The 18866-nt window shown below is 69.1% G+C and carries 20 protein-coding genes and 1 pseudogene; 14 read left to right on the plus strand and 7 right to left on the minus strand.

What is annotated here, in order from left to right; genetic code table 11:
• Nucleotides 1-33 precede the first annotated feature (33 nt).
• Both ACSQ86_RS29330 and ACSQ86_RS29335 read left to right on the plus strand, forming a co-directional pair.
• The gene (locus ACSQ86_RS29330; RefSeq protein ID WP_436294143.1) at nt 34-1014 is read left to right on the plus strand and encodes a Bug family tripartite tricarboxylate transporter substrate binding protein; all 981 of its coding nucleotides are present in this window, start codon (nt 34-36) and stop codon (nt 1012-1014) included.
• Nucleotides 1011-1777, plus strand: a pseudogene (locus ACSQ86_RS29335) (fumarylacetoacetate hydrolase family protein). Before ACSQ86_RS29330 ends, ACSQ86_RS29335 begins: the two are co-directional and overlap by 4 nt.
• Here ACSQ86_RS29335 and ACSQ86_RS29340 read toward each other — a convergent pair.
• Nucleotides 1755-2600 carry a GNAT family N-acetyltransferase gene (locus tag ACSQ86_RS29340; protein ID WP_436310208.1) on the minus strand — a complete coding sequence of 282 codons (846 nt, stop codon included), beginning with the start codon at nt 2598-2600 and terminating at the stop codon, nt 1755-1757. The pseudogene ACSQ86_RS29335 and the gene ACSQ86_RS29340 overlap by 23 nt on opposite strands.
• Nucleotides 2601-2617: 17 nt before the next feature.
• On the minus strand, nt 2618-2812 hold the full coding sequence (locus ACSQ86_RS29345) for a hypothetical protein (protein ID WP_093107159.1): 195 nt from the start codon (nt 2810-2812) through the stop codon (nt 2618-2620).
• 81 nt (nt 2813-2893) lie between these two features.
• On the opposite strand from ACSQ86_RS29345, the gene ACSQ86_RS29350 reads away from it, so the two are divergent.
• The 3 genes from ACSQ86_RS29350 (at nt 2894) to ACSQ86_RS29360 (ending at nt 9155) form a co-directional block, all read left to right on the plus strand.
• Nucleotides 2894-3220 carry a DUF6172 family protein gene (locus ACSQ86_RS29350; protein WP_436310209.1) on the plus strand — a complete coding sequence of 109 codons (327 nt, stop codon included), beginning with the start codon at nt 2894-2896 and terminating at the stop codon, nt 3218-3220.
• Nucleotides 3217-3756, plus strand: coding sequence for a hypothetical protein (locus tag ACSQ86_RS29355; RefSeq protein ID WP_436310210.1), 540 nt, complete (start codon nt 3217-3219; stop codon nt 3754-3756). Before ACSQ86_RS29350 ends, ACSQ86_RS29355 begins: the two co-directional genes overlap by 4 nt.
• Nucleotides 3757-3899: 143 nt before the next feature.
• On the plus strand, nt 3900-9155 hold the full coding sequence (locus ACSQ86_RS29360) for an amino acid adenylation domain-containing protein (RefSeq protein ID WP_436310211.1): 5256 nt from the start codon (nt 3900-3902) through the stop codon (nt 9153-9155).
• Here the strand turns inward: ACSQ86_RS29360 and ACSQ86_RS29365 are convergent.
• Nucleotides 9100-9780: a DNA-3-methyladenine glycosylase gene (locus tag ACSQ86_RS29365; RefSeq protein WP_436310212.1), complete on the minus strand. Its 681-nt coding sequence runs from the start codon at nt 9778-9780 to the stop codon at nt 9100-9102. The two genes, ACSQ86_RS29360 and ACSQ86_RS29365, sit on opposite strands and share 56 nt — an antisense overlap.
• Nucleotides 9781-9785: 5 nt before the next feature.
• Nucleotides 9786-10430, minus strand: coding sequence for a TetR/AcrR family transcriptional regulator (locus ACSQ86_RS29370; protein WP_436310213.1), 645 nt, complete (start codon nt 10428-10430; stop codon nt 9786-9788).
• Nucleotides 10431-10543: 113 nt separating this feature from the next.
• On the opposite strand from ACSQ86_RS29370, the gene ACSQ86_RS29375 reads away from it, so the two are divergent.
• Both ACSQ86_RS29375 and ACSQ86_RS29380 read left to right on the plus strand, forming a co-directional pair.
• Complete coding sequence (locus tag ACSQ86_RS29375) at nt 10544-10951, plus strand: VOC family protein (protein WP_436310214.1); 408 nt, start codon at nt 10544-10546, stop codon at nt 10949-10951.
• Nucleotides 10952-10998: 47 nt separating this feature from the next.
• Complete coding sequence (locus tag ACSQ86_RS29380; RefSeq protein ID WP_436310215.1) at nt 10999-11424, plus strand: VOC family protein; 426 nt, start codon at nt 10999-11001, stop codon at nt 11422-11424.
• Nucleotides 11425-11436: 12 nt separating this feature from the next.
• On the opposite strand, the gene ACSQ86_RS29385 is transcribed toward ACSQ86_RS29380, so the two are convergent.
• A complete protein-coding gene (locus ACSQ86_RS29385; protein WP_436306192.1) occupies nt 11437-11568 on the minus strand; it encodes a hypothetical protein in 132 nt (43 codons plus the stop codon).
• A gap of 82 nt (nt 11569-11650) precedes the next feature.
• Between ACSQ86_RS29385 and ACSQ86_RS29390 the strand changes: the two genes are divergently transcribed.
• The 5 genes from ACSQ86_RS29390 to ACSQ86_RS29410 all read left to right on the plus strand — a co-directional run bounded on the left by ACSQ86_RS29390 (nt 11651) and on the right by ACSQ86_RS29410 (nt 14471).
• Nucleotides 11651-12676, plus strand: coding sequence for a M14 family zinc carboxypeptidase (locus ACSQ86_RS29390; RefSeq protein ID WP_436310216.1), 1026 nt, complete (start codon nt 11651-11653; stop codon nt 12674-12676).
• A complete protein-coding gene (locus tag ACSQ86_RS29395; RefSeq protein ID WP_436310217.1) occupies nt 12673-13431 on the plus strand; it encodes an alpha/beta fold hydrolase in 759 nt (252 codons plus the stop codon). The genes ACSQ86_RS29390 and ACSQ86_RS29395 overlap by 4 nt, the downstream gene beginning before the upstream one ends.
• A 6-nt stretch (nt 13432-13437) precedes the next feature.
• Complete coding sequence (locus ACSQ86_RS29400; protein ID WP_436310218.1) at nt 13438-13722, plus strand: hypothetical protein; 285 nt, start codon at nt 13438-13440, stop codon at nt 13720-13722.
• A gap of 82 nt (nt 13723-13804) precedes the next feature.
• Complete coding sequence (locus tag ACSQ86_RS29405) at nt 13805-14113, plus strand: putative quinol monooxygenase (RefSeq protein WP_093107141.1); 309 nt, start codon at nt 13805-13807, stop codon at nt 14111-14113.
• A gap of 88 nt (nt 14114-14201) precedes the next feature.
• Nucleotides 14202-14471, plus strand: a complete 270-nt coding sequence (locus tag ACSQ86_RS29410) for a helix-turn-helix transcriptional regulator (RefSeq protein WP_436294134.1) — start codon at nt 14202-14204, stop codon at nt 14469-14471.
• Between the two features lie 58 nt (nt 14472-14529).
• Here the strand turns inward: ACSQ86_RS29410 and gap are convergent, their stop codons facing one another.
• Together gap and tkt are read right to left on the minus strand one after the other, a co-directional pair.
• Nucleotides 14530-15531 (minus strand): type I glyceraldehyde-3-phosphate dehydrogenase, encoded by a 1002-nt coding sequence (gap, locus tag ACSQ86_RS29415; RefSeq protein WP_093107137.1) that lies wholly within the window; start codon nt 15529-15531, stop codon nt 14530-14532.
• A 45-nt stretch (nt 15532-15576) separates the two neighbouring features.
• On the minus strand, nt 15577-17628 hold the full coding sequence (gene tkt, locus ACSQ86_RS29420; protein WP_436310219.1) for a transketolase: 2052 nt from the start codon (nt 17626-17628) through the stop codon (nt 15577-15579).
• A gap of 105 nt (nt 17629-17733) precedes the next feature.
• Here tkt and ACSQ86_RS29425 point away from each other — a divergent pair, with 105 nt between their 5' ends.
• Together ACSQ86_RS29425 and ACSQ86_RS29430 are read left to right on the plus strand one after the other, a co-directional pair.
• Complete coding sequence (locus tag ACSQ86_RS29425; RefSeq protein WP_436310220.1) at nt 17734-18126, plus strand: S-adenosylmethionine decarboxylase family protein; 393 nt, start codon at nt 17734-17736, stop codon at nt 18124-18126.
• A gap of 11 nt (nt 18127-18137) precedes the next feature.
• On the plus strand, nt 18138-18854 hold the full coding sequence (locus ACSQ86_RS29430) for a nucleotidyltransferase family protein (RefSeq protein ID WP_436294257.1): 717 nt from the start codon (nt 18138-18140) through the stop codon (nt 18852-18854).
• Nucleotides 18855-18866: the final 12 nt, after the last annotated feature.

Below are 18866 nucleotides of genomic sequence, written 5' to 3' on the forward strand. Positions count from 1 at the left end.
CCCATTCATTCACCAACAAGGAGACCGCGACTCATGCAACGACGTTCCCTCATCCAGGCCGCGGGCGCGGCGGCGGCAGTCACGCTCGGCGTGCCGCGCGTGTTCGCGCAGGAATGGCCCAACGGGCCGGTGCGCATCGTGGTCGGCTTTCCGCCGGGCGGCGGCACCGATGCGCTGGCGCGCGTGGTGGCGCAGAAGCTGTCGACGATGTGGAACCAGTCGGTGATCGTCGAGAACAAGGGCGGCGTGGCGGGTGTGCTCGCAGCCGAGTACGTGTCGACGCAGCCGAGCGACGGCAGCACGCTCTTGATGGCGCACATCAATAGCCACGCGCTCGCGCCCAGCCTGCAGCCCAAGCTGCGCTACAGCGTGGAGCGCGACTTCGTGCCCATCGTGCTGGTCGGCGTGACGCCCAACCTGCTGATCGCGAGCCCGACGCAGAAGGCGGTGACGGTGAAGGACATCGTGGCCTTGTGCGCCGCGGAGCCCGGCAAGGTGAGCTTCGGCTCGGCCGGCGCCGGCTCGGCGCAGCACCTGGCGCTGGAGATGTTCAAGCTGCAGGCCAAGGTCGATGCGCTGCACGTGCCCTACAAGGGCAGCGGGCCGCTCCTGGCCGACCTCATGGGCAGCCAGATCCAGTACAGCTTCGAGACCATGACCGCGGCCACGCCGCACGTGAAGAGCGGCAAGGTGATCGGCGTGGCGCAGACCCGCATGAAGCGCGCCAAGGGCCACCCGGCCATACCGACGATGCAGGAGCAGGGCTTCGACGGCTTCGAGGCCACCACCTGGTACGGCCTCGCGGGCCCCGGCAAGCTGCCGGCCGGCATTGCCGACAAGATCAACCGCGACGTCAACACGGTGCTCGCGATGCCCGACGTGCAGGAACGGCTCGACACCTACGGCGCCGAGGACGGCGGCGGCTCGCGCGAGAAGTTCAGGCAATTCATCGCCAGCGAAATCACGAAGTGGGCCAAGGTCGTCAAGGACGGCAAGGTGAAGGTCGACGCATGACGGACGTGACGCAGGCGCTGGCCTCGGCCTGGCGCGAGGGCCGCGCGCTCGACGCCGCCGCATGGCAAGACAAGGTGGGCGACGCGGCAGAGGCCTACCGGGTGCAGGAGCGCGTGGCGGCAGCGATGGAATGGTTCGAAGGCACGCCCGTACCCAAGCACTGGAAGTCCGGCGGCCCGTCGCGCGAGGCGGTGCTCACGCATGCGCCGCTGCCGCCGGCCGGCGTGCGGGCGAGCCCCTCGGACTTCGGCGCGCACCGGGCATCGAGGCCGAGATCGCGCTGCGGCTGGGCCAAAGCGTGACGCCGGCGCAGGCCGCCGCACTGACGCCGGAGACCGCCGGCAAGCTGGTCGATGCCATGGCCGTCTCCATCGAGATCGTCGATTCGCGCTGGAAAGACGCGGCGCTTGCGTCGGCCTGGTTGCGCCTCGCCGACCAGCAGTCGCACGGCGCGCTGGTGCTGGGCGCATGGGTGCCCTATGCCGCGCGCGACTGGGCCTCGCAGCGCTGCGAGACGCGCATCGGTTCGCGCGAGCCCGTGCTGCGCACCGGCACGCATCCGCTGGGCGACCCGGCCTGGCCGCTGCCGACCTGGCTGCGGCATGCGACGCGCAACGGCGCCGTCGTGCCGGCCGGCACCGTGGTCACGACCGGTTCCTGGGTCGGCGTGCTGCCGGTCGCGCGCGGGGAGGCTGTGGTCGTCGAGTTTCCCGGCATCGGTCGCGCCGAGGCCGCATTGTTCAGCCCAGCTCGAAGCTCGTGATGCCGTAGAGGCGCTGAAGTTCGCAGGCCGGTGCCGTGCCCGCGTACATGCGCGCGGTCTCGAACACGCTGCGCAAGCCCAGCGCCCGCGCCAGCGCCAATGCGTCGGCGTTAGGCATGGGAACGTCGAGGTAGACGGGGTCGCCTTCGGGGACGCTGCCGCACAGCGCGGCGTAGAGAGTGCTCGCTACCTCCGGGCGGTCCGCCACCAGCGGGCCGATCTTGTGGCCCTCGCGGCAGCGCCGGATCAGGCCCCATCCGGCGAGCCGGCCCTGATCCATCCAGGCCAGACCCGTCGCCTCCGGCATCGCGATCCAGGCGCGCAGAAAGGCCTCGCGCGGCGCGGGAAAGATGCGGCGCTCGTCGGCGCAAAGCGCCGCGAAGTCGACGTCGCGAAGCGGCACGATCGGCGCGTCGCCGGTGCGCTCGCTGCGCCGGGCCGTACCGGCAAAGCGGATGTTCTGCCATGCCAGGGAGAAGCCGCTCTTGCGATAGTTGTCCTGTTGCGCCGGCACGCCGTCGAGCCCGACCACATGGCCCGCCAGTCGCGCCATGCCTTTGGCCCAGAGTCGGCGCCCGATGCCGCGCCCGCGCCAGTCCGGCGCCACGATGTACAGGCCGATGAAGCCGAAGCGTCCCGCATAGGAGACGGCGCCGATGCAGCCCACCGCCTGCCCCTGATGCTCCGCGACCAGGAAGCCGCCGGGGTCCGCCGCGTGGAAGGGGTCGGCGTCATGCAGCCCGGGGTTCCAGCCTTCGCGCGCCGCGAATTCGATGACGACGGGCATCTCGCCGCGCCGCAGGGTGCGAATCCTGATGTCCATTCAGTGCGCGCCGCGCATCAATCGGGAGGCGCTTCGTTCCAGGTCGCCGGGTCCACCGCCTTGGGCTCGTTCCACAGGCAGGGGCCGCACATGGTGGCGAGATAGACCAGCCTCTCGGCCTTCATGCCGGCCACCACCGGCGTGGTACCGCACACCTCGCAGGCGTGCGCGTAGTCGGGTACGTAGCGATCGATGGAGGTGATGGGATCCATGGCGCGAATGATCGCGCATTTCGCGCCGCGATGTCACTGCGTCGGAGGGCGTACGGCACCGCCGGCGCGTTAGGATCGCCCATGAAAAAGACATTCCAGCTCCATATCGAAGGCAAGAACCCCGACCGGGTTCTGGATGCCGTCAAGCACGAGCTTCGCAAATACGTCAAGCGCGAACGGCGGCGCGAGCTGCCCGAAGGCGCGGACTTCTGGGACTTCGATTGCAAGTTCGGCCCGACGCCCGAAGCGGCCGAACCGGTTCACCTGTCCGCGCTCACGGCGCTGGTCGACGGCGTGGCGAAGGAGGGCGGCGCGCAGTTCTATGCCGAGATCCTGGCCAAGCCCGGCCATCGCCGCAGCCGGCCCGCGGACGCGCCGGCCGCCGGCCCCGATTCGGCCGCGCCATGACGACCATCCAGGCACGGCGCAGGTTGATCGTGATCGTGCTGCTGTGCGTGGCCGCCGGCGGCGCGCTGCTGCGGCACTTCGCGGCGCCGGGATCGACCGCGCGCGACGTCGGCACGCTGCTGATGGTGCTGTGGCTGCCGGTCATCGGCAGCGTCGTCGCCTGGCTCTTCGCGAAGCTGCGGCGTACGGCGCCCGGGGCCGCCGATTCGTCGGGTTTCGAGGCCCGAAGCGCATTCCATCCCCACGCCCTGGTCGAACTCACGATGCGCGCGTCGCAACTGCCTTCGGAGGACGTGCCCATTGCGGAAGGCGAGTACCGCTGCGCGCTGGTGGTGGACAACGAAGGCTTCTCGGCTCGATGGTTGGTGGCACCGGGCCGCGCGTTCCGGCGCGGAACGGCGCAGGCGCTCGAAGTCGAGTTCCTGGCACCGGCGCTCGCGCTGCCGCGCTTCCCGCGGGACGCCGTGTTCCGGATGCTGGTCGACGAGTCCTTCGTCGGCGACGGCCGTGTGCTGCGGGTGCTCGATCGCGCTTGACCCGCACCCGGGACCCCGTGCCGGATAGGCGTTGGCCTACACCGCGACGGGATCGCAAGGAAAGACATTCCGCTGCACCGCAACATAATGGCGAAGGCTTTGGTTCTAACCGGCGTGATGTCTTCTCAGGGGCAAGTCCATCCATGTTTCATTCTTCGACCGAGACCGCCTTGTCCGCCGTTGCTCCCCGTGTGTTGCCCGACACCCTGGCATCGCTGTTCGACGTGCAGTGCGAAGCGCATGCGAACAAGCTGGCCTACGGCTTTCTCAAGGATGACCTGAGCGTCGCGCAGGAGAGCAGCTATGGCCGGCTCCAGGCCGATGTCCACGGCATCGCCGCCTGGCTGTCGGCCCAGACCCACGCGGGCGACCGCGTGCTGCTCGCCTTCGGGCCCGGGCTGGACTTCGTGCGCGTGTTCTGGGCCTGCGTGCTCTCGGGCCGGGTGGCGGTGCCGGTTCCCGCGCCCGATCCGGTGCGGCTGCACCATGCGGCGCCGCGCCTGCGCAGCCTGATCGCCGATTCGCGCGCCGCGCTGGTGCTGACCAGCGCATCGCTGCTCGATGCGGCGGCCGCCACGCTGGACCCGGCCACCTTCGCGATGGCGCGCTGGATGGCGCTGCCCGATTCGGCGTCGCTGGACAGCGCCGAGACGCCAGCCTTCGCGTCGCCGGCGCTCGAGCCCGCCAGCCTCGCCTACCTGCAATACACCTCCGGCTCCACCTCGGCGCCACGCGGCGTGCGGCTGACGCATGCCAACGTGATTGCCAACATCCGCGCGGTGATCGCGTCAAATCATGGAAACAACGCCAGCCGGGCGCTCAGCTGGCTGCCGCACTTCCACGACTACGGGCTGGTGTTCGGCGTGCTGGCGCCCGTGATCGCAGGCGCGACCGGCTACCTGATGTCGCCCGTGGCTTTTCTGCGCCGGCCGCTGCGCTGGCTGGAAGCCATCGCGGCCTATCGCATCACGCACAGCGGCGCACCCGAGTCGGCCTACGCCGCCTGCCTGCAGGCACTGGGCGACAAGGCGCTCGGCATGCGCCTCGACAGCCTGGTGTCGCTGACCTGCGGTGCCGAGCCGATCCGCGCCGCCACGGTAGAGCGCGTGCTGGCGGTCTTCGGCGCCGCCGGCCTGCGCCCCGATGCGTTCGCGCCGTCCTATGGCCTCGCCGAGGCCGTGCTGGGCGTGAGTTCGACGACGCCGGGCACGCCGCCTCGCATCGTTTCGGCGGATGCGGCCGCATTGCTGGCCCATCGCTTCGAACCCGCCGCGGACACATCGCGCGACGCGCGCCGACTGGTCGGCTGCGGGCGGGCGATGCCCGACACCGAGCTCCTGGTCGTCGAAGCCGGGCGCCCGTGTGCCGACGGCGAGGTCGGCGAGATATGGGTGGGTTCGCCGAGCATCGGCGAAGGCTACTGGATGCAGCCCGAGGCCAGCGAAGCCGTCTTCGGCGGCCACCTGGCCAATGGCGCCGGGCCTTTCCTGCGCACCGGCGACCTGGGCTTTCTCGACCGCGGCGAGCTGTTCGTTACCGGGCGACTGAAAGACCTGGTCATCGTCCACGGCGAGAACCACTATCCGCAAGACCTGGAATGGAGCGCCGAGCGCGCCCATCCCGACCTGCGCGTGGGCCACGGCGCCGCCTTCCCGGTCGATACGCCGGGCGGAGAAGCGGTGGTGCTGGCACTGGAACTCCAGCGGCGCCCGGTCCCCACCGACACCGAGGCGGTCTTCAGCGCGGTGCGCCGCGCCATCGCGGTGGAGCACGGGCTGCCGGTGCACGCAGTGGCACTGGTGCGCGCCGGCGCCTTGCCGCGCACCTCGAGCGGCAAGATCCAGCGGCACCGCTGCCGCGAGGCCTTTCTTGCGAACGAGCTGCCGCTGGCGGCGCCGCTCGATACCGGCGGCGACGAGGCGATGGCCCTGGACGAGGAGGCACTGGCCACCCCCGAGGAGCGGCCCGGCGCCGTGCTGCCGCGCGACGCGCGCGAGCAGGCCGTCTGGGACATCTGGCGCGAAGTGCTGGGCACGCGCGCCTTCGGCGTGCACGAGAGCTTCTTCGAGCTCGGCGGCAACTCGCTGCGGATGACGCAGGTGCTCTCGCGCATCCGGCAGCGCTTCGACGTCGAGCTGCCGCTCGCCGAGCTGTTCGAGCATGCGAGCGTCGCCGCGATGGCGGCGCAGGTGGCGCGGCAGGCCGCATCGGGCGGCGGGGCAGCCGCCGCGCATGACGGCGGCATCGAGCGTGTGCCGCGCAGCGGGCCGCTGCCGGCCTCGCTCTCGCAGCGCCGCATGTGGGTGATCCAGCACTTCGACCCGGCATCGACCGCCTACAACGTGCCAATCGCGATCCGGCTGCGCGGCGCGCTCGACCCGGCGCTGTGCCAGCAGGCGCTCGACCTCATGGTCGAGCGGCACGAAGGCCTGCGCACGGCCTTCGTGATGGGCGAGGACGAGCCCATGCAATCCATCGCGCCGAAGCTCGCGGTGCCGATCGAGTTCATCGACCTGAGCGATCTGCCCGGCCGCGAGGGCAACGAGCAGGCGCGCGCGCTGCTGGCGGATCGCATTGCGCAACCCTTCGATCTCTCGCAGGCGCCGCTGCACCGGCCGACCCTGATCCGGCTCGGCGAGCGCGAGCATGTGCTGTTCTGGCTGCTGCACCACGCGATCACCGACAACTGGGCCGGCGCGCTGCTGATGCGCGAAGCGCTGGCGGCGTACGGCGCCCTGGCGGCCGGTCGCAGGCCGGAATCGGCGCCGCCCGCGATTGCCTATGCCGACTACGCCGCCTGGCAGCGCCGGCCCGAATCGGTCGAGGCGCGGCGCCCGCACCTGGCGTACTGGCTCGAACGCCTGCGCGACTTGCCGGAGCTCGACCTGCCCACCGATTTCCCGCGTCCGGCCAAGGCCAGCGCCAAGGGCGCGCGCGTCTCGGCCGAGCTGCCGCTGCGGCTGCGCGAGGCGATGCGCGAATTCGGTGGCCGCGAGGCCGTCACGCCTTTCGTCATCTACCTGTCGGCCTTCGTGCTGATGCTGTCGCGGCAGGCCAAGAGCGACGACGTGGCGATCGGCATGCCGATCGCGAACCGGCATCGCTTCGCCGCGGAGCAGCTGGTCGGCACGCTGGTCAACACGCTGGTGATGCGCACCGACCTCGCGGGCGACCCGAGCTTCACGCAACTCGTGCACCGCGTGCGCAGGAATGCGCTCGAGGCCTATACGCACCAGGAGGCGCCCTTCGACGAGCTGATCGATGCGCTGGGACACGACCGCACGCTTCGTCCCGAAGGCCCGGTGCGCGTGCTCTTCAACGTGCTGAATGCGCCGGTGGGCAAGCCGGAGCTGTTCGGCCTGGAGGTCGACGAGTTCGATTTCGAGCGCACGGCCGCGCAGTTCGATCTGTCGATGCACATCGACACCGAGTTCGCGCATCGCATCCACCTCGAATACGCGACCGACCTCTACAGCGCGGCCAGCGCCGCGCGCATGCTCGAGAACTACCTGTCGCTGGTCGAGCGGCTGCTCGCGCAGCCCGAGCGCCACCTGTCCGAGCACGAGATGCTCTCGCCGGCGCAGATGAGCCTGCTGCGCCACGGCTGGAACGGCGCCAGGGCGCCGCTGCCCGCGCAGCAGCTGGTGCACCGCTACCTGGACCTGGGCGCGCCCGAAATTCGCACGCGCGTGGCCGTCATCGACGCCGATGGCGACACGCTCGGCTACGGCGAGATCGAAGCGCAGTCGAACATGCTGGCGCGCGTGCTGCGCGCGCGCGGCATCGCGCGCGGCCAGCGCGTCGGCCTGTGCATCGAGCGCAGCCCCGCGATGCTGATCGCGCAGCTGGCGGTGATGAAGGCCGGCGCGGCCTACGTGCCGCTGGACCCCGACTATCCGGTGGAACGGCTGCGCTTCATGGCGGCCGACGCGGACCTGTCTGCCATCCTCACGCAGCGCAGCGCGAGCGCCATCCTCGACGGGCTGAACGTGCCGATGCTGCGGGTCGACGACGAGCGGCTGACGGCCGGCAGCTCAGGCGACGCGCTCGAGCCGCAGCCCGAGCTCGATGCCACGCCGGCCGACGAGGCCTACCTGATCTACACCTCGGGCTCCACCGGCCAGCCCAAGGGCGTGCGCGTGCCGCACCGCGGCGTGGTCAATTTCCTGGCCGGCATGGTGAAGATGCCGGGGCTCGCGGCCGATGACTGCGTCCTGGCGATCACCAGCCCGTCCTTCGACCCCTCGGTGCTCGACCTGCTGCTGCCGCTGGTCGTGCGCGCGAAGGTGGTCATCGCCTCGCAGCAGCAGGTGCACGAGCCGGCTGCGCTGCGCGCATTGCTCGAACGGCATGGCGTCACGCTGCTGCAGGCCACGCCCTCGGGGTGGCGCGGGCTGATCGAAACCGGCTGGGCCGGATCGCCCGGCTTCCGCGCGCTGATCGGCGGCGAATCGCTGCCGCCGATCCTGGCGGAGCGGCTGATGGAGCGCAGCGCCGAGCTCTGGAACATCTACGGACCGACCGAAACCACCGTCTGGACCACGGCCTGGAAGGTGGAGTCGCCGCGCGATGGCATCGCCATCGGGCGGCCGATCGACAACACCACGGTCTGGGTGCTCGACGAGCATGGCCATGCCTGCCCGATCGGCGTGCCGGGCGAGCTGTACGTCGGCGGCGCCGGCGTCACCCTCGGCTACTACCACCGCGACGCACTGACGGCCGAGCGCTTCGTGCCCGACCCCTTCAGCGACGACGCGGAGGCACGGCTCTACTGCACCGGCGACCTCGGCCGCTGGCGCCATGACGGCGTGCTCGAGCACCTGGGCCGCGCCGATCACCAGGTCAAGCTGCGCGGCTACCGCATCGAGATGGGCGAGATCGAGTCCGCGCTGCTGGACTATCCGGATCTTGCGCATTGCGTCGCCGTGACGCACGCGCAGAGCGAAGAAGACGTGCGGCTGGTGGCCTACAGCGTGGCGCGCATCGGCACGGCGCCGACGCCCTTCTTGCTCAGAGAGCACCTGCGCACGCGCCTGCCGCACTACATGATCCCGCAGCATTTCGTCGCGCTCGCCGCGATGCCGATGCTGCCGAACGGCAAGGTCGACCGCGCTTCGCTGCCGGCGCCGGTCATCGACATCGTGCTGCCCGACGGGCGCAGCTACGTGCCGCCGGTCACCCACAGCGAGCAGGTCATCGCCGGCATCTGGTCGGAGTTGCTGGGGGTCGAGAAGATCGGCCGCACCGACAACTTTTTCGATCTCGGCGGGCACTCGCTCATGGCCATGCGCTCGGTGGCGGCCATCGAGGCGCTGCTGGGGTGGAAGGTCGCGCCGCGCCGGCTCATCTACGAGAGCCTGCAGCAGGTCGCCCGCGAGGAGAACCTGGGGGCGCACTGATCGCGCCGCGCGCTGCCGGACGGAAGGGCTTGCTGAGAAAGCGCGAGCCGCGCTCGCCGAAGCGCCATGGCACGTTGGCCGCCTTGGAGATGCCGATGCGCGGCCCGGTCTCGACCATCACGGCCGGATGATCGTCCGCCGCGGCCAGCAGCACGAAGGGCGGGCGGTCCAGCGCACGGCCGTTGAAGGCGCCGTCGATGCCCAGCGCCTGCGCGACGCGGCCGGGGCCGGCGCAGAGCAGGTGGATGTCCTCGAGCCCGCGGCGCTCGCGCATGCGCTCGATCCCCATCGCCGGCGCCAGCGCGCGGATCAGCACCCCGGCGCCATGCCCTTCCTCGCGGCAGACGAAGTTGAGGCACCAGTGGATGCCGTAGGAGCGATAGACGTAGGCGCGCCCCGGCGGCCCGAACATCGCGGCGTTGCGCAGGGTCAGGCCGCCGAAGCTGTGCGAGGCCGGGTCGTCGCGGTCGTAGGCCTCGGTCTCGACGATGCGGCCGCCGACGCCGTCGACCAGCAGCGTGACGCCGATCAACAGGCGCGCGACCTCATGCGAGGGCGCGGCGAAGTCGATGGCGGCAGCCGCGGCAAGCGGGTGATGGGGCTTCACGCGGGGCAGCCCGGTCATGGTCGCTAGAGACCTTTTTCGACCATGTCCAGCAGCTGCTGACCCAGCGCGTCCGTCTGCTCGCGCGGCATGCCGCGCAGCGGCCCGTCGATGATGAGCAGCGCGAGGCCGTGCACCGCGGACCAGGCCAGGAATTCCGCGCCGGGCCTGCGCTCGGGCGGCAGCGCCCCCGCCGCGACCAGCTGATCGAGCGCGGCGCCCAGCAGCTCGAAGGGATTCAGCCCGCTCTGGCCGCTCTTGGCCTCGGGCGGCGCGTCTTCCACATCCACCGGCGCACCGAAGGCGGTGCGGAACAGCCCGGTCTCGGTCTGCGCGAAGCGCAGGTAGCCGGCGCCGATGGCGCGCACCGCAGCGCGGGCGGCTTCGGCAGGGTCGCCATCGGTGCGCTGCGCCGCGAGCTCGGCCTCCATCGCGGTCGCGACCGCTGCCAGCGCCGCGGCACGCACCGCCTGCAAGAGCGCCTGGCGGCTCGCGAAGTGCCGGTAGGCCGCATTGGGAACCACGCCGGCGCGCCGCGTGGCCTCGCGCAGCACCACCGCTTCGGGCCCGCCGCTGCGCGCCAACTCGACCCCCGCCTCCAGCAGCGCACGCCGCAGATCGCCATGGCGATAGGTGCTGCGTGCAGGCGGGACGGGGCTGGGAACACTCATTTTCAATTCCATGTGGACAGCGTCCATTATGTCTGCTATCTTTCTTGTGGACGTTGTACACAACGGGTGACTTTTTTCCCCCGACCCCACCGCACTTTCCAAAGGAGACACGCATGGCGACCCAGATCTACGTGAACCTGCCGGTCAAGAACCTCGACAAATCGGTCGCGTTCTTCACAGCGCTCGGTTTCAAGTTCAACCCGCAGTTCACCGACGAGAACGCCACCTGCATGATCGTCAGCGAGAACATCTTCGTGATGCTCTTGGTCGAGAGCTACTTCAAGACCTTCACGCCCAAGGCCATCGCCGACGCCAAGAAGAGCACCGAGGTGCTGCTGTGCCTCTCGTGCGACAGCCGCGCCGAGGTCGATGCGCAGGTCGCCAAGGCGGTGGCCGCCGGCGGCAGCACGCCCAACAAGGCGCAGGACCACGGCTTCATGTACCAGCACGGCTTCGAGGACCTGGACGGTCATCTCTGGGAGCTGGCGTACATGGACATGAGCGCTTTTCCCAAGAGCTGAAGCCGGAATCGGCGATATCCCCCCACCCACCCCCAAGGAGATCCGAAATGAAAGTCCAGTCCTATCTCTTCTTCGACGGCCGCTGCGAAGAGGCGCTCGAGTTCTACAGCAGCAAGCTAGGCGCCAAGGTGAAGGACCTGATGCGCTTCAAGGACAACCCCGACCCGGCCGGCGCCGAAGGATGCGGCAACGGCTCCGGCTCGCCCATCTCGCCGGACAAGGTGATGCACGCGTCCTTCCAGATCGGCGAGACCGAGCTGCTGGCCTCCGACGGCATGGCCGCGGGACAACCCAAGTTCGAGGGCATTTCGCTCGCGCTCACCGCAAAGGACGAAGCCGAAGCCCGGCGCCTCTTCGCGGCCCTGAGCGAAGGCGGCCAGGTGCAGATGCCGATGGCCAAGACCTTCTTCTCGCCGGCCTTCGGCATGGTGGCCGACCGCTTCGGCGTGTCGTGGATGGTGCTGGCGGACTAGGGCAATCCCGCGCTAGTGGCTGGTGTGCCTGCGGGCGCTCCAGCGCGAGCGCGCCAGAGCGACCACTTCGACCACGCCCCAGACGAGGGCGCCGCCGAGTGCGCGGATGGAATGAGTCGTGGTGGGCCAGAGCATGTGAGGCATGGTCCCACCCTAAGAGCGTCATATGACACGTTGATGGCATGCAATGCCGCTATCCTGGGTTCACCCGACTTCCATTTGACGAGTGAATCCGACGGATCTGCCTGAACTGCTGGAGCTGCAGAGGCTCGCCCAGCTGGCGGGCCCGCTGATGGAGCAGCGCGTGCTGTGTGAGGTCGTGGCCGGCGAGCAGCGCTTTCCGGTCCACGCCTTCGTGCTCGGCAGCGCGCGAGCGGATGCGCCGGCGGTCGGCTTCTTCGGCGGCGTGCACGGCCTGGAGCGCATCGGCGCCGAGGTGACGATCGCCTACCTGCGCAGCATCGTGATGCGGCTCGCGTGGGACGAGACGCTGCACCGGCAACTGGAGGCCATGCGCCTGGTGTTCATGCCGCTGGTCAATCCGGGCGGGCTGTGGCTCGGCACGCGCGCCAATCCCAACGGCGTCGACCTGATGCGCAATGCGCCGGTCGAGTCGAAGGAGCGGGTGCCCTACCTGGTCGGCGGCCAGCGCATCAGCGCCGGCCTGCCGTGGTACCGCGGCGCGCAGGGCCAGCCGATGGAATGCGAGAGCGCCGCGCTGTGCGCGCTGGTCGAGACCGAGCTGCTGGGCCGGCCCTTGAGCGTCGCGGTGGATTGCCACTCCGGCTTCGGCCTGACCGACCGCATCTGGTTTCCCTACGCGCACACCTCCCGCCCGATCGCGCATCTTCCCGAGATGCATGCGCTGTGCGAGATCCTCGATCAGACGCTGCTGCATCACCGCTACGTGCTGGAACCGCAGAGCCGCCAGTACCTGGCCCACGGCGACCTGTGGGACCACCTGTACCTCGGCGCCACCAAGCGGCCGGACACGGTGTTCCTGCCGGTGACGCTGGAAATGGGCTCGTGGCTGTGGATCAAGAAGAACCCGCGCCAGATCTTCTCGCGCCACGGCATCTTCAATCCGATGATCGAGCACCGGCAGCAGCGCGTGCTGCGCCGGCACATCGGCTGGCTGGACTTCATCACCCGGGCCGTGTGCAGCTACAAACGATGGCTGCCTGGCGGCGAACAGAGAGCGCATCACCGGCAGCAGGCGATGGCCAGGTGGTACGGACGACAGCCCTTATGAGCACCTGGGTCCTGCTGCGCGGGTTGACGCGTGAGAGCGGCCATTGGGGGCACTTCCCCGAGCTTCTGCAGGAGCGGCTGCCGGGGGCCCGGATCGTGGCGCTCGACCTCCCCGGCAACGGGCGCCTGAACCAGGCACGCAGCCCGGCGCGGATCGAGGCGACGATGGAAGACTGCCGTCGGCAGCTGCTGGCCCTTGGGGTCGAGCCGCCCTGGCATCTGCTCGCGATGTCGCTCGGTGCGATGGTCGCGGTGGACTGGGCCGCGAAGCATCCCCAGGAGCTCGCCGGCTGCGTGCTGATCAACACCAGCCTGCGCCCTTTCAGCCCCTGGTATCGGCGCCTGCGTCCGGCGAATTACGGTGCCTTGCTCGGTCTTCTGTTCGCGCGCCAGGCCGCGCGCGGACGCGAGCAAACGATCCTGCGCCTGACCAGCCGCCACCTGCAGCCGGACGCGGCCGTGATCGAGGACTGGACGGCGCTGCGCGAAGCCCGGCCGGTGTCGCCATCCAACGCCTTGCGGCAGCTGCTGGCCGCGGCGCGCTACCGTGCGCCGCGGCAGGCGCCGGCCGTGCCCTTGCTGATGCTCGGCAGCGCGCGCGACGCCCTGGTGGACGTGCGCTGCTCGCGGCGCCTGGCGCGGCAGTGGGGCGTGGGGCTGGTCGAACATCCCACGGCCGGCCATGACCTGCCGCTGGACGACGGGCCCTGGCTGGCCGAGCAGGTCGGCCGCTGGGCGGCGCGGGCCGGCGCGTAGGGCGTCATGCGGCGGAGAGTGCCCAACCAGGGCAGGCCCGACAACCTCTCGAGCCGTGTGCTGGATCGGATCGTGGGAGAGCGCCAGCCCCGCGACCAGCACGGCTACACGAAGTCCGCCTTCATTTCCGCGGGCCGCGACACGACGCCTTTCGACCACAAGATCGTGACCGACGCCCTTCGGCGCCGCGGCGTCATGAGCTTCGTGACGCAAGGCATGCAACTCCACCACGCCCACGACATGCCCGAGCGCGGGTGGCGCCCGGCCGGGCCGGTGGGCGCCAGGGCTTGACGAGGGCCGCTCCCGACGCGACAGGCGCGAACGGCTTCTTGGCTCTAAATTCGACGCTCCATTCCAAGAGGAGCACCTGCCCATGATTCACGTCGTCGCCGTCATCACGGCCAAGCCCGGCCAACGCGATCGGATCCTCGAAGCCTTCCGCGCCAACCGACCCGCGGTGCTGGCCGAGCAGGGCTGCATCGAATACAACGCCACGGTGGACGCAGCCGGCATGCCGCCCTCACGCGGCTCCTTCGGCCCGGACACCTTCGTCGTCATCGAGAAGTGGGAAACGCTGGCCGCGCTGCAGGCCCATGCCGCCGCACCGCACATGGCGGCCTACGGCGCCCAGGTGAAGGAGTGGACCGAGAACCGGGTCATCCACGTGTTGGAGCCGGTGTGATACCTTGAATTACCGAGCGGTCATTATTTCTTGGCTTTCTACAGGCTCAAGACACAAAATTACCGAGAGGTAATTAAACGGAAGATCCATGACCGAATCAGCCTCGAACTTACCTGTCGGTAATTTGAACGGCACCGTCGTGCATTCCACCACCGAACTGGGCGAGCTGATCCGCCAACGTCGCCGCGCTCTGCAACTGAATCAGCTCGATATCGCCGGGTTGGGCAACACAGGGAACCGCTTCATCGTGGATCTGGAGGCAGGCAAGCCGACTGTGCAATTGCAGAAGGCACTCGACGTACTGCAACTGCTCGGCCTCGAGGTGGTGGTGCGGCCGCGCGGCACGACGGGTCGGTGATGCGGCTTGATAACAAAAACGCGCCCGAAGGCGCGCCATTGCTTGAGGTTGAAGCGATTTACTTCGCCACCACCCGCACCATTTCCAGGCACTTGTTCGAGTAGCCCCACTCGTTGTCGTACCAGCTCACGAGCTTGATGAAGGTGCCGTCCAGCGCGATGCCGGCCTCGGCGTCGAAGATCGAGGTGCGCGGGTCGCCGCGGAAGTCGGTGGCGACCACCTTGTCCTCGGTGTAGCCGAGCACGCCCTTGAGCGCGCCTTCGCTTTGCGCCTTCATTTCGGCGCAGATCTCCTTGTAGGTGGCTTCCTTGACCAGTTCCACCGTGAGGTCGACCACCGACACGTCGGAGGTCGGCACGCGGAAGCTCATGCCGGTGAGCTTCTTGTTGAGCTCGGGAATCACCACGCCCACCGCCTTGGCAGCGCCGGTGCTGGAGGGAATGATGTTCTCCAGGATGCCGCGGCCGCCGCGCCAGTCCTTGTTGCTCGGGCCGTCGACGGTCTTCTGCGTCGCGGTTGCGGCGTGCACGGTGGTCATCAGGCCGCGCTTGATACCCCACTTGTCGTTCAGCACCTTGGCCAGCGGCGCCAGGCAGTTGGTGGTGCAGCTGGCGTTGCTGATGATGGCCTCGCCGGCGTACTTCTTGTCGTTCACGCCGTAGACGAACATCGGCGTGTCGTCCTTGCTGGGCGCGGACAGGATCACCTTCTTGGCGCCCGCGTCGATGTGCTTCTGCGCAGTTTCCTTGGTCAGGAAGAGGCCGGTGGATTCGAGCACGATGTCGGCGCCGACGTCGCTCCACTTGAGTTGCGCGGGATCGCGTTCCTGCGTCAGGCGGATCTTCTTGCCGTTGACGATGAGGGTGTTGCCCTCGACGTTGATCTCGCCCTGGAAGCGGCCGTGCACCGAGTCGTACTGGAGCATGTAAGCCAGGTAGTCGGGCTCGAGCAGGTCGTTGATGGCAACGATCTCGATGTCGTTCTTGAAGTTCTGCACCGCCGCGCGGAGAACGTTGCGACCGATGCGACCGAAGCCATTGATGCCGAGTTTGATAGCCATGTGCCTTGCTCCTGGAGGGTTGAAAACTGGGTGATGCGGTCGATGTCAGCGCTTGAGCGCCGCTTCGACCGTGGCAGCGACGTTCTCTGCCGTGAATCCGAAATGCTTGAACAGCACGCCCGCGGGTGCCGATTCGCCGTAGGTGTCGATCCCGACGACGGCTGCGACGCCGTACTTCCACCAGCCGTCGGTGGCGCCCATTTCGACCGCGATGCGCGGCGTTCCCTTGGGCAGCACGCTCTTTTTATACGCCACATCCTGGCGGTCGAAGGTGGTGGTGGACGGCATGGAGACCACGCGCACGCCGATGTTCTTTGCCGCCAGCAGCTCCTGGGCCTTCAGCGCGAGCTGCACTTCGGAGCCGGTGGCGATGATGACGGCCTTGAGCTTCTTGTTCTTGAGGCCGACGGCCTCGGGCTCGGCCAGCACGTAGGCGCCCTTGCTGATGTCGCTCAGGTCCTTCTTGGGCGAGTAGGGCAGGTTCTGGCGCGACAGCAGCAGCGCGGTGGGGCGCTCGGCGTTCTGCAGCGCGACCGCCCAGGCCACCGCGGTCTCGGCGGTGTCGCCGGGGCGCCAGACGTCGAGGTTCGGGATCAGGCGCAGCGAGGCGGCATGCTCGATCGACTGGTGCGTCGGGCCGTCTTCGCCCAGGCCGATGGAGTCGTGCGTGAAGACGTGGATCACGCGCTGCTTCATCAGCGCCGCCATGCGGATCGCGTTGCGGCTGTAGTCGCTGAAGGTGAGGAAGGTGCCGCCGTAGGGAATGAAGCCGCCGTGCAGCGCCACGCCGTTCATGATGGCCGCCATGCCGAACTCGCGCACGCCGTAGTTGATGTGGCGGCCCGGCAGGCCGTCGGGGACCTGTTCGTTGCCTTCGGTGCGGACCACGGCGCCGTCCTTGTCGAAGCGCAGGGCGGGCGTGCTCTTGGTGTTGGTGAGGTTCGAGCCGGTCAGGTCGGCGCTGCCACCCAGCAGTTCGGGCAGGGCGGCGGTGAAGGCTTCGAGCGCGAGCTGCGAGGCCTTGCGCGAAGCCACGGTCTCGCCCTTGGTGTGGGCGGCGACCACGGTGTCGAAGGCGGTCTGGTGGAAGTTCTTCGGCAGCTCGCCCTTCATGCGGCGCGTGAACTCGGCTGCCAGGTCGGGGTACTGCTTCGCGTAGGCGGCGAACTTGTCGTTCCACGCGGCTTCGCGCTGGGCGCCGGCGGCCTTGGCATCCCACTCTTCGTACACGGCGTGCGGCAGTTCGAAGGGCTCGTGCGCCCATTGCAGCGCGGTGCGCGTGAGGCCGATCTCGTCGGCGCCCAGCGGTTCGCCGTGCGCCTTGGCGGTGTTGGCGCGGTTCGGGCTGCCCTTGCCGATCTGCGTCTTGCAGATGATCAGCGTCGGGCGGTCGGTGTGCTTCTTCGCCTTCTCGATGGCCTTGGACACATCCTTCACATCATGGCCGTCGATCGGGCCGATCACGTTCCAGCCGTAGGCCTTGAAGCGTTCTTCGGTGTTGTCGATGAACCAGGGCAAGACCCGCCCGTCGATCGAGATGCCGTTGTCGTCGTACAGCGCGATCAGCTTGCCCAGCTTCCAGGCGCCGGCCAGCGCCGCGGCCTCGTGGCTGATGCCTTCCATCAGGCAACCGTCGCCAAGGAAGGCGTAGGTGTAGTGATCGACGATCGCGTGGTCCTTGCGGTTGAACTCGGAGGCCAGCAGCTTCTCGGCCAGCGCGAAGCCGACCGCGTTGGTGATGCCCTGGCCCAGCGGACCGGTGGTGGTTTCGACGCCGGGCGTCACGCCCGTTTCGGGATGGCCGGCGGTCTTGCTGTGCAGTTGGCGGAAGCGCTTGAGCTCCTCGACCGGCAACGCATAGCCCGTGAGGTGCAGCACGGCGTAGATGAGCATCGAGGCATGGCCGTTGGACAGCACGAAGCGGTCGCGGTCGAACCAGTGCGGATTGACGGGGTTGTGCTGGAGGTGCTCGCCCCACAGCGCAACCGCCATGTCGGCCATGCCCATCGGCGCGCCCGGATGCCCCGAGTTTGCAAGTTGTACGGCATCCATTGCCAGCGCGCGAATCGCGTTGGCCATCAAGGCTTGGTTGGCCATCTGATCGGCTTTCTGGGGGGCAGGTTAGGGGGGAACCGGGTATTTTAACGGGCGAGCTTCGGGGGGGCCGTCCGGGGCAGAGGTCGGGCTGCTAGAGTGCCGCCCATGCATGGCTTGCATCTCACCGCCGACCTCCACGACTGCCGCTGCGGGGCGCATTGGCTGGTGGACGCCCAGGCCGTCGGCGCGGCTTGCGTCAAGGCCGTGGAGGCTGCCGGGCTGCAGGCGGTCGGCACGCTGTTCCACACCTTTCCGGCCACGCCGCTGGGTCCGGGCGGCGTGACAGCGACCGTGCTCCTGGCTGAGTCGCACCTGTGCGTCCACACCTGGCCCGAACAGCGCGGCGTGACGCTCGATGTCTACGTGTGCAACTTTGGCGCCGACCACTCGGCCAAGGCGAGGGCGGTGATGAAGGCCCTGGAGGCGCTGTTCGTGCCGGGCCACGCGCAAAGGCACGCATTGAAGCGCGGCACGATCGAGAAGGCCGAGGCAGCGTGAGCATCAAGGCAATGATCCTCGCCGCCGGGCGCGGCGTGCGCATGCGGCCGCTGACCGATGTCACGCCCAAGCCCTTGCTCGAGGTTCAAGGCAAGCCGCTGATGCAGTGGCCGATCGAGGCGCTGGCGGCGGGCGGCTTCACCGAGCTCGTGGTCAATACCGACTGGCTGGGCGAGCAGATCCCGCTTCGCTTCGGGCACCGCCATGCGGCTTCCGCCATTTCTTACTCGCACGAGGGCCGCGATTTTGGCGGTGCACTCGAGACGGCGGGCGGCATCGTGCGTGCGCTGCCGCTTCTGGGCGACATCTTCTGGGTGCTGGCGGGCGACGTGTTCGCGCCGGAGTTTGCGTTCACGCGGGAAGCGGTCGACCGCTTCGCGGCCAGCGGACGGCTTGCCCACCTGTGGCTGGTGCCGAACCCGCCGCACAACCTGCGCGGGGACTTCGGGATTTCGCCGGCCGGGCTGGCGTTGAATGACGCGCCGGTCAAGCACACCTTCTCCACCATCGGCCTCTACCGCGCGGGGCTGTTCGCGCCGCCGTACTGCGGCATCCCGGCCGGCAACGCCCAGGGCGCCAAGGCGCCGCTCGCGCCCATCCTGCGCGCGGCGATGGAGGAAGGCCGGGTCGGCGCCGAGCTCTACGCCGGCGACTGGACCGACGTCGGCACGCCCGAGCGCCTGGCTGCGCTGAATCAAAAAAAACGGCCCGCACGAGGCGGGCCGTAGACAGGCTAGATC

Origin of the sequence: Variovorax sp. LjRoot130, assembly GCF_964253755.1 — a bacterium.
Taxonomy (GTDB): domain Bacteria; phylum Pseudomonadota; class Gammaproteobacteria; order Burkholderiales; family Burkholderiaceae_C; genus Variovorax.

Bases quoted from the DNA above. Each gene is read 5' to 3' on its own strand.
- ACSQ86_RS29400 (WP_436310218.1), top strand. From the start codon at position 13,438: ATGCGGCGGAGAGTGCCCAACCAGGGCAGGCCCGACAACCTCTCGAGC.
- ACSQ86_RS29395 (WP_436310217.1), top strand. From the start codon at position 12,673: ATGAGCACCTGGGTCCTGCTGCGCGGGTTGACGCGTGAGAGCGGCCAT.
- ACSQ86_RS29350 (WP_436310209.1), top strand. From the start codon at position 2,894: ATGAAAAAGACATTCCAGCTCCATATCGAAGGCAAGAACCCCGACCGG.
- gap (WP_093107137.1), bottom strand. From the start codon at position 15,531: ATGGCTATCAAACTCGGCATCAATGGCTTCGGTCGCATCGGTCGCAAC.
- ACSQ86_RS29410 (WP_436294134.1), top strand. From the start codon at position 14,202: ATGACCGAATCAGCCTCGAACTTACCTGTCGGTAATTTGAACGGCACC.
- ACSQ86_RS29370 (WP_436310213.1), bottom strand. From the start codon at position 10,430: ATGAGTGTTCCCAGCCCCGTCCCGCCTGCACGCAGCACCTATCGCCAT.
- ACSQ86_RS29360 (WP_436310211.1), top strand. From the start codon at position 3,900: ATGTTTCATTCTTCGACCGAGACCGCCTTGTCCGCCGTTGCTCCCCGT.
- ACSQ86_RS29380 (WP_436310215.1), top strand. From the start codon at position 10,999: ATGAAAGTCCAGTCCTATCTCTTCTTCGACGGCCGCTGCGAAGAGGCG.
- ACSQ86_RS29425 (WP_436310220.1), top strand. From the start codon at position 17,734: ATGCATGGCTTGCATCTCACCGCCGACCTCCACGACTGCCGCTGCGGG.
- ACSQ86_RS29355 (WP_436310210.1), top strand. From the start codon at position 3,217: ATGACGACCATCCAGGCACGGCGCAGGTTGATCGTGATCGTGCTGCTG.
- ACSQ86_RS29365 (WP_436310212.1), bottom strand. From the start codon at position 9,780: ATGACCGGGCTGCCCCGCGTGAAGCCCCATCACCCGCTTGCCGCGGCT.
- ACSQ86_RS29340 (WP_436310208.1), bottom strand. From the start codon at position 2,600: ATGGACATCAGGATTCGCACCCTGCGGCGCGGCGAGATGCCCGTCGTC.
- ACSQ86_RS29330 (WP_436294143.1), top strand. From the start codon at position 34: ATGCAACGACGTTCCCTCATCCAGGCCGCGGGCGCGGCGGCGGCAGTC.
- ACSQ86_RS29375 (WP_436310214.1), top strand. From the start codon at position 10,544: ATGGCGACCCAGATCTACGTGAACCTGCCGGTCAAGAACCTCGACAAA.
- tkt (WP_436310219.1), bottom strand. From the start codon at position 17,628: ATGGCCAACCAAGCCTTGATGGCCAACGCGATTCGCGCGCTGGCAATG.
- ACSQ86_RS29430 (WP_436294257.1), top strand. From the start codon at position 18,138: ATGATCCTCGCCGCCGGGCGCGGCGTGCGCATGCGGCCGCTGACCGAT.
- ACSQ86_RS29345 (WP_093107159.1), bottom strand. From the start codon at position 2,812: ATGGATCCCATCACCTCCATCGATCGCTACGTACCCGACTACGCGCAC.
- ACSQ86_RS29405 (WP_093107141.1), top strand. From the start codon at position 13,805: ATGATTCACGTCGTCGCCGTCATCACGGCCAAGCCCGGCCAACGCGAT.
- ACSQ86_RS29385 (WP_436306192.1), bottom strand. From the start codon at position 11,568: ATGCCTCACATGCTCTGGCCCACCACGACTCATTCCATCCGCGCACTC.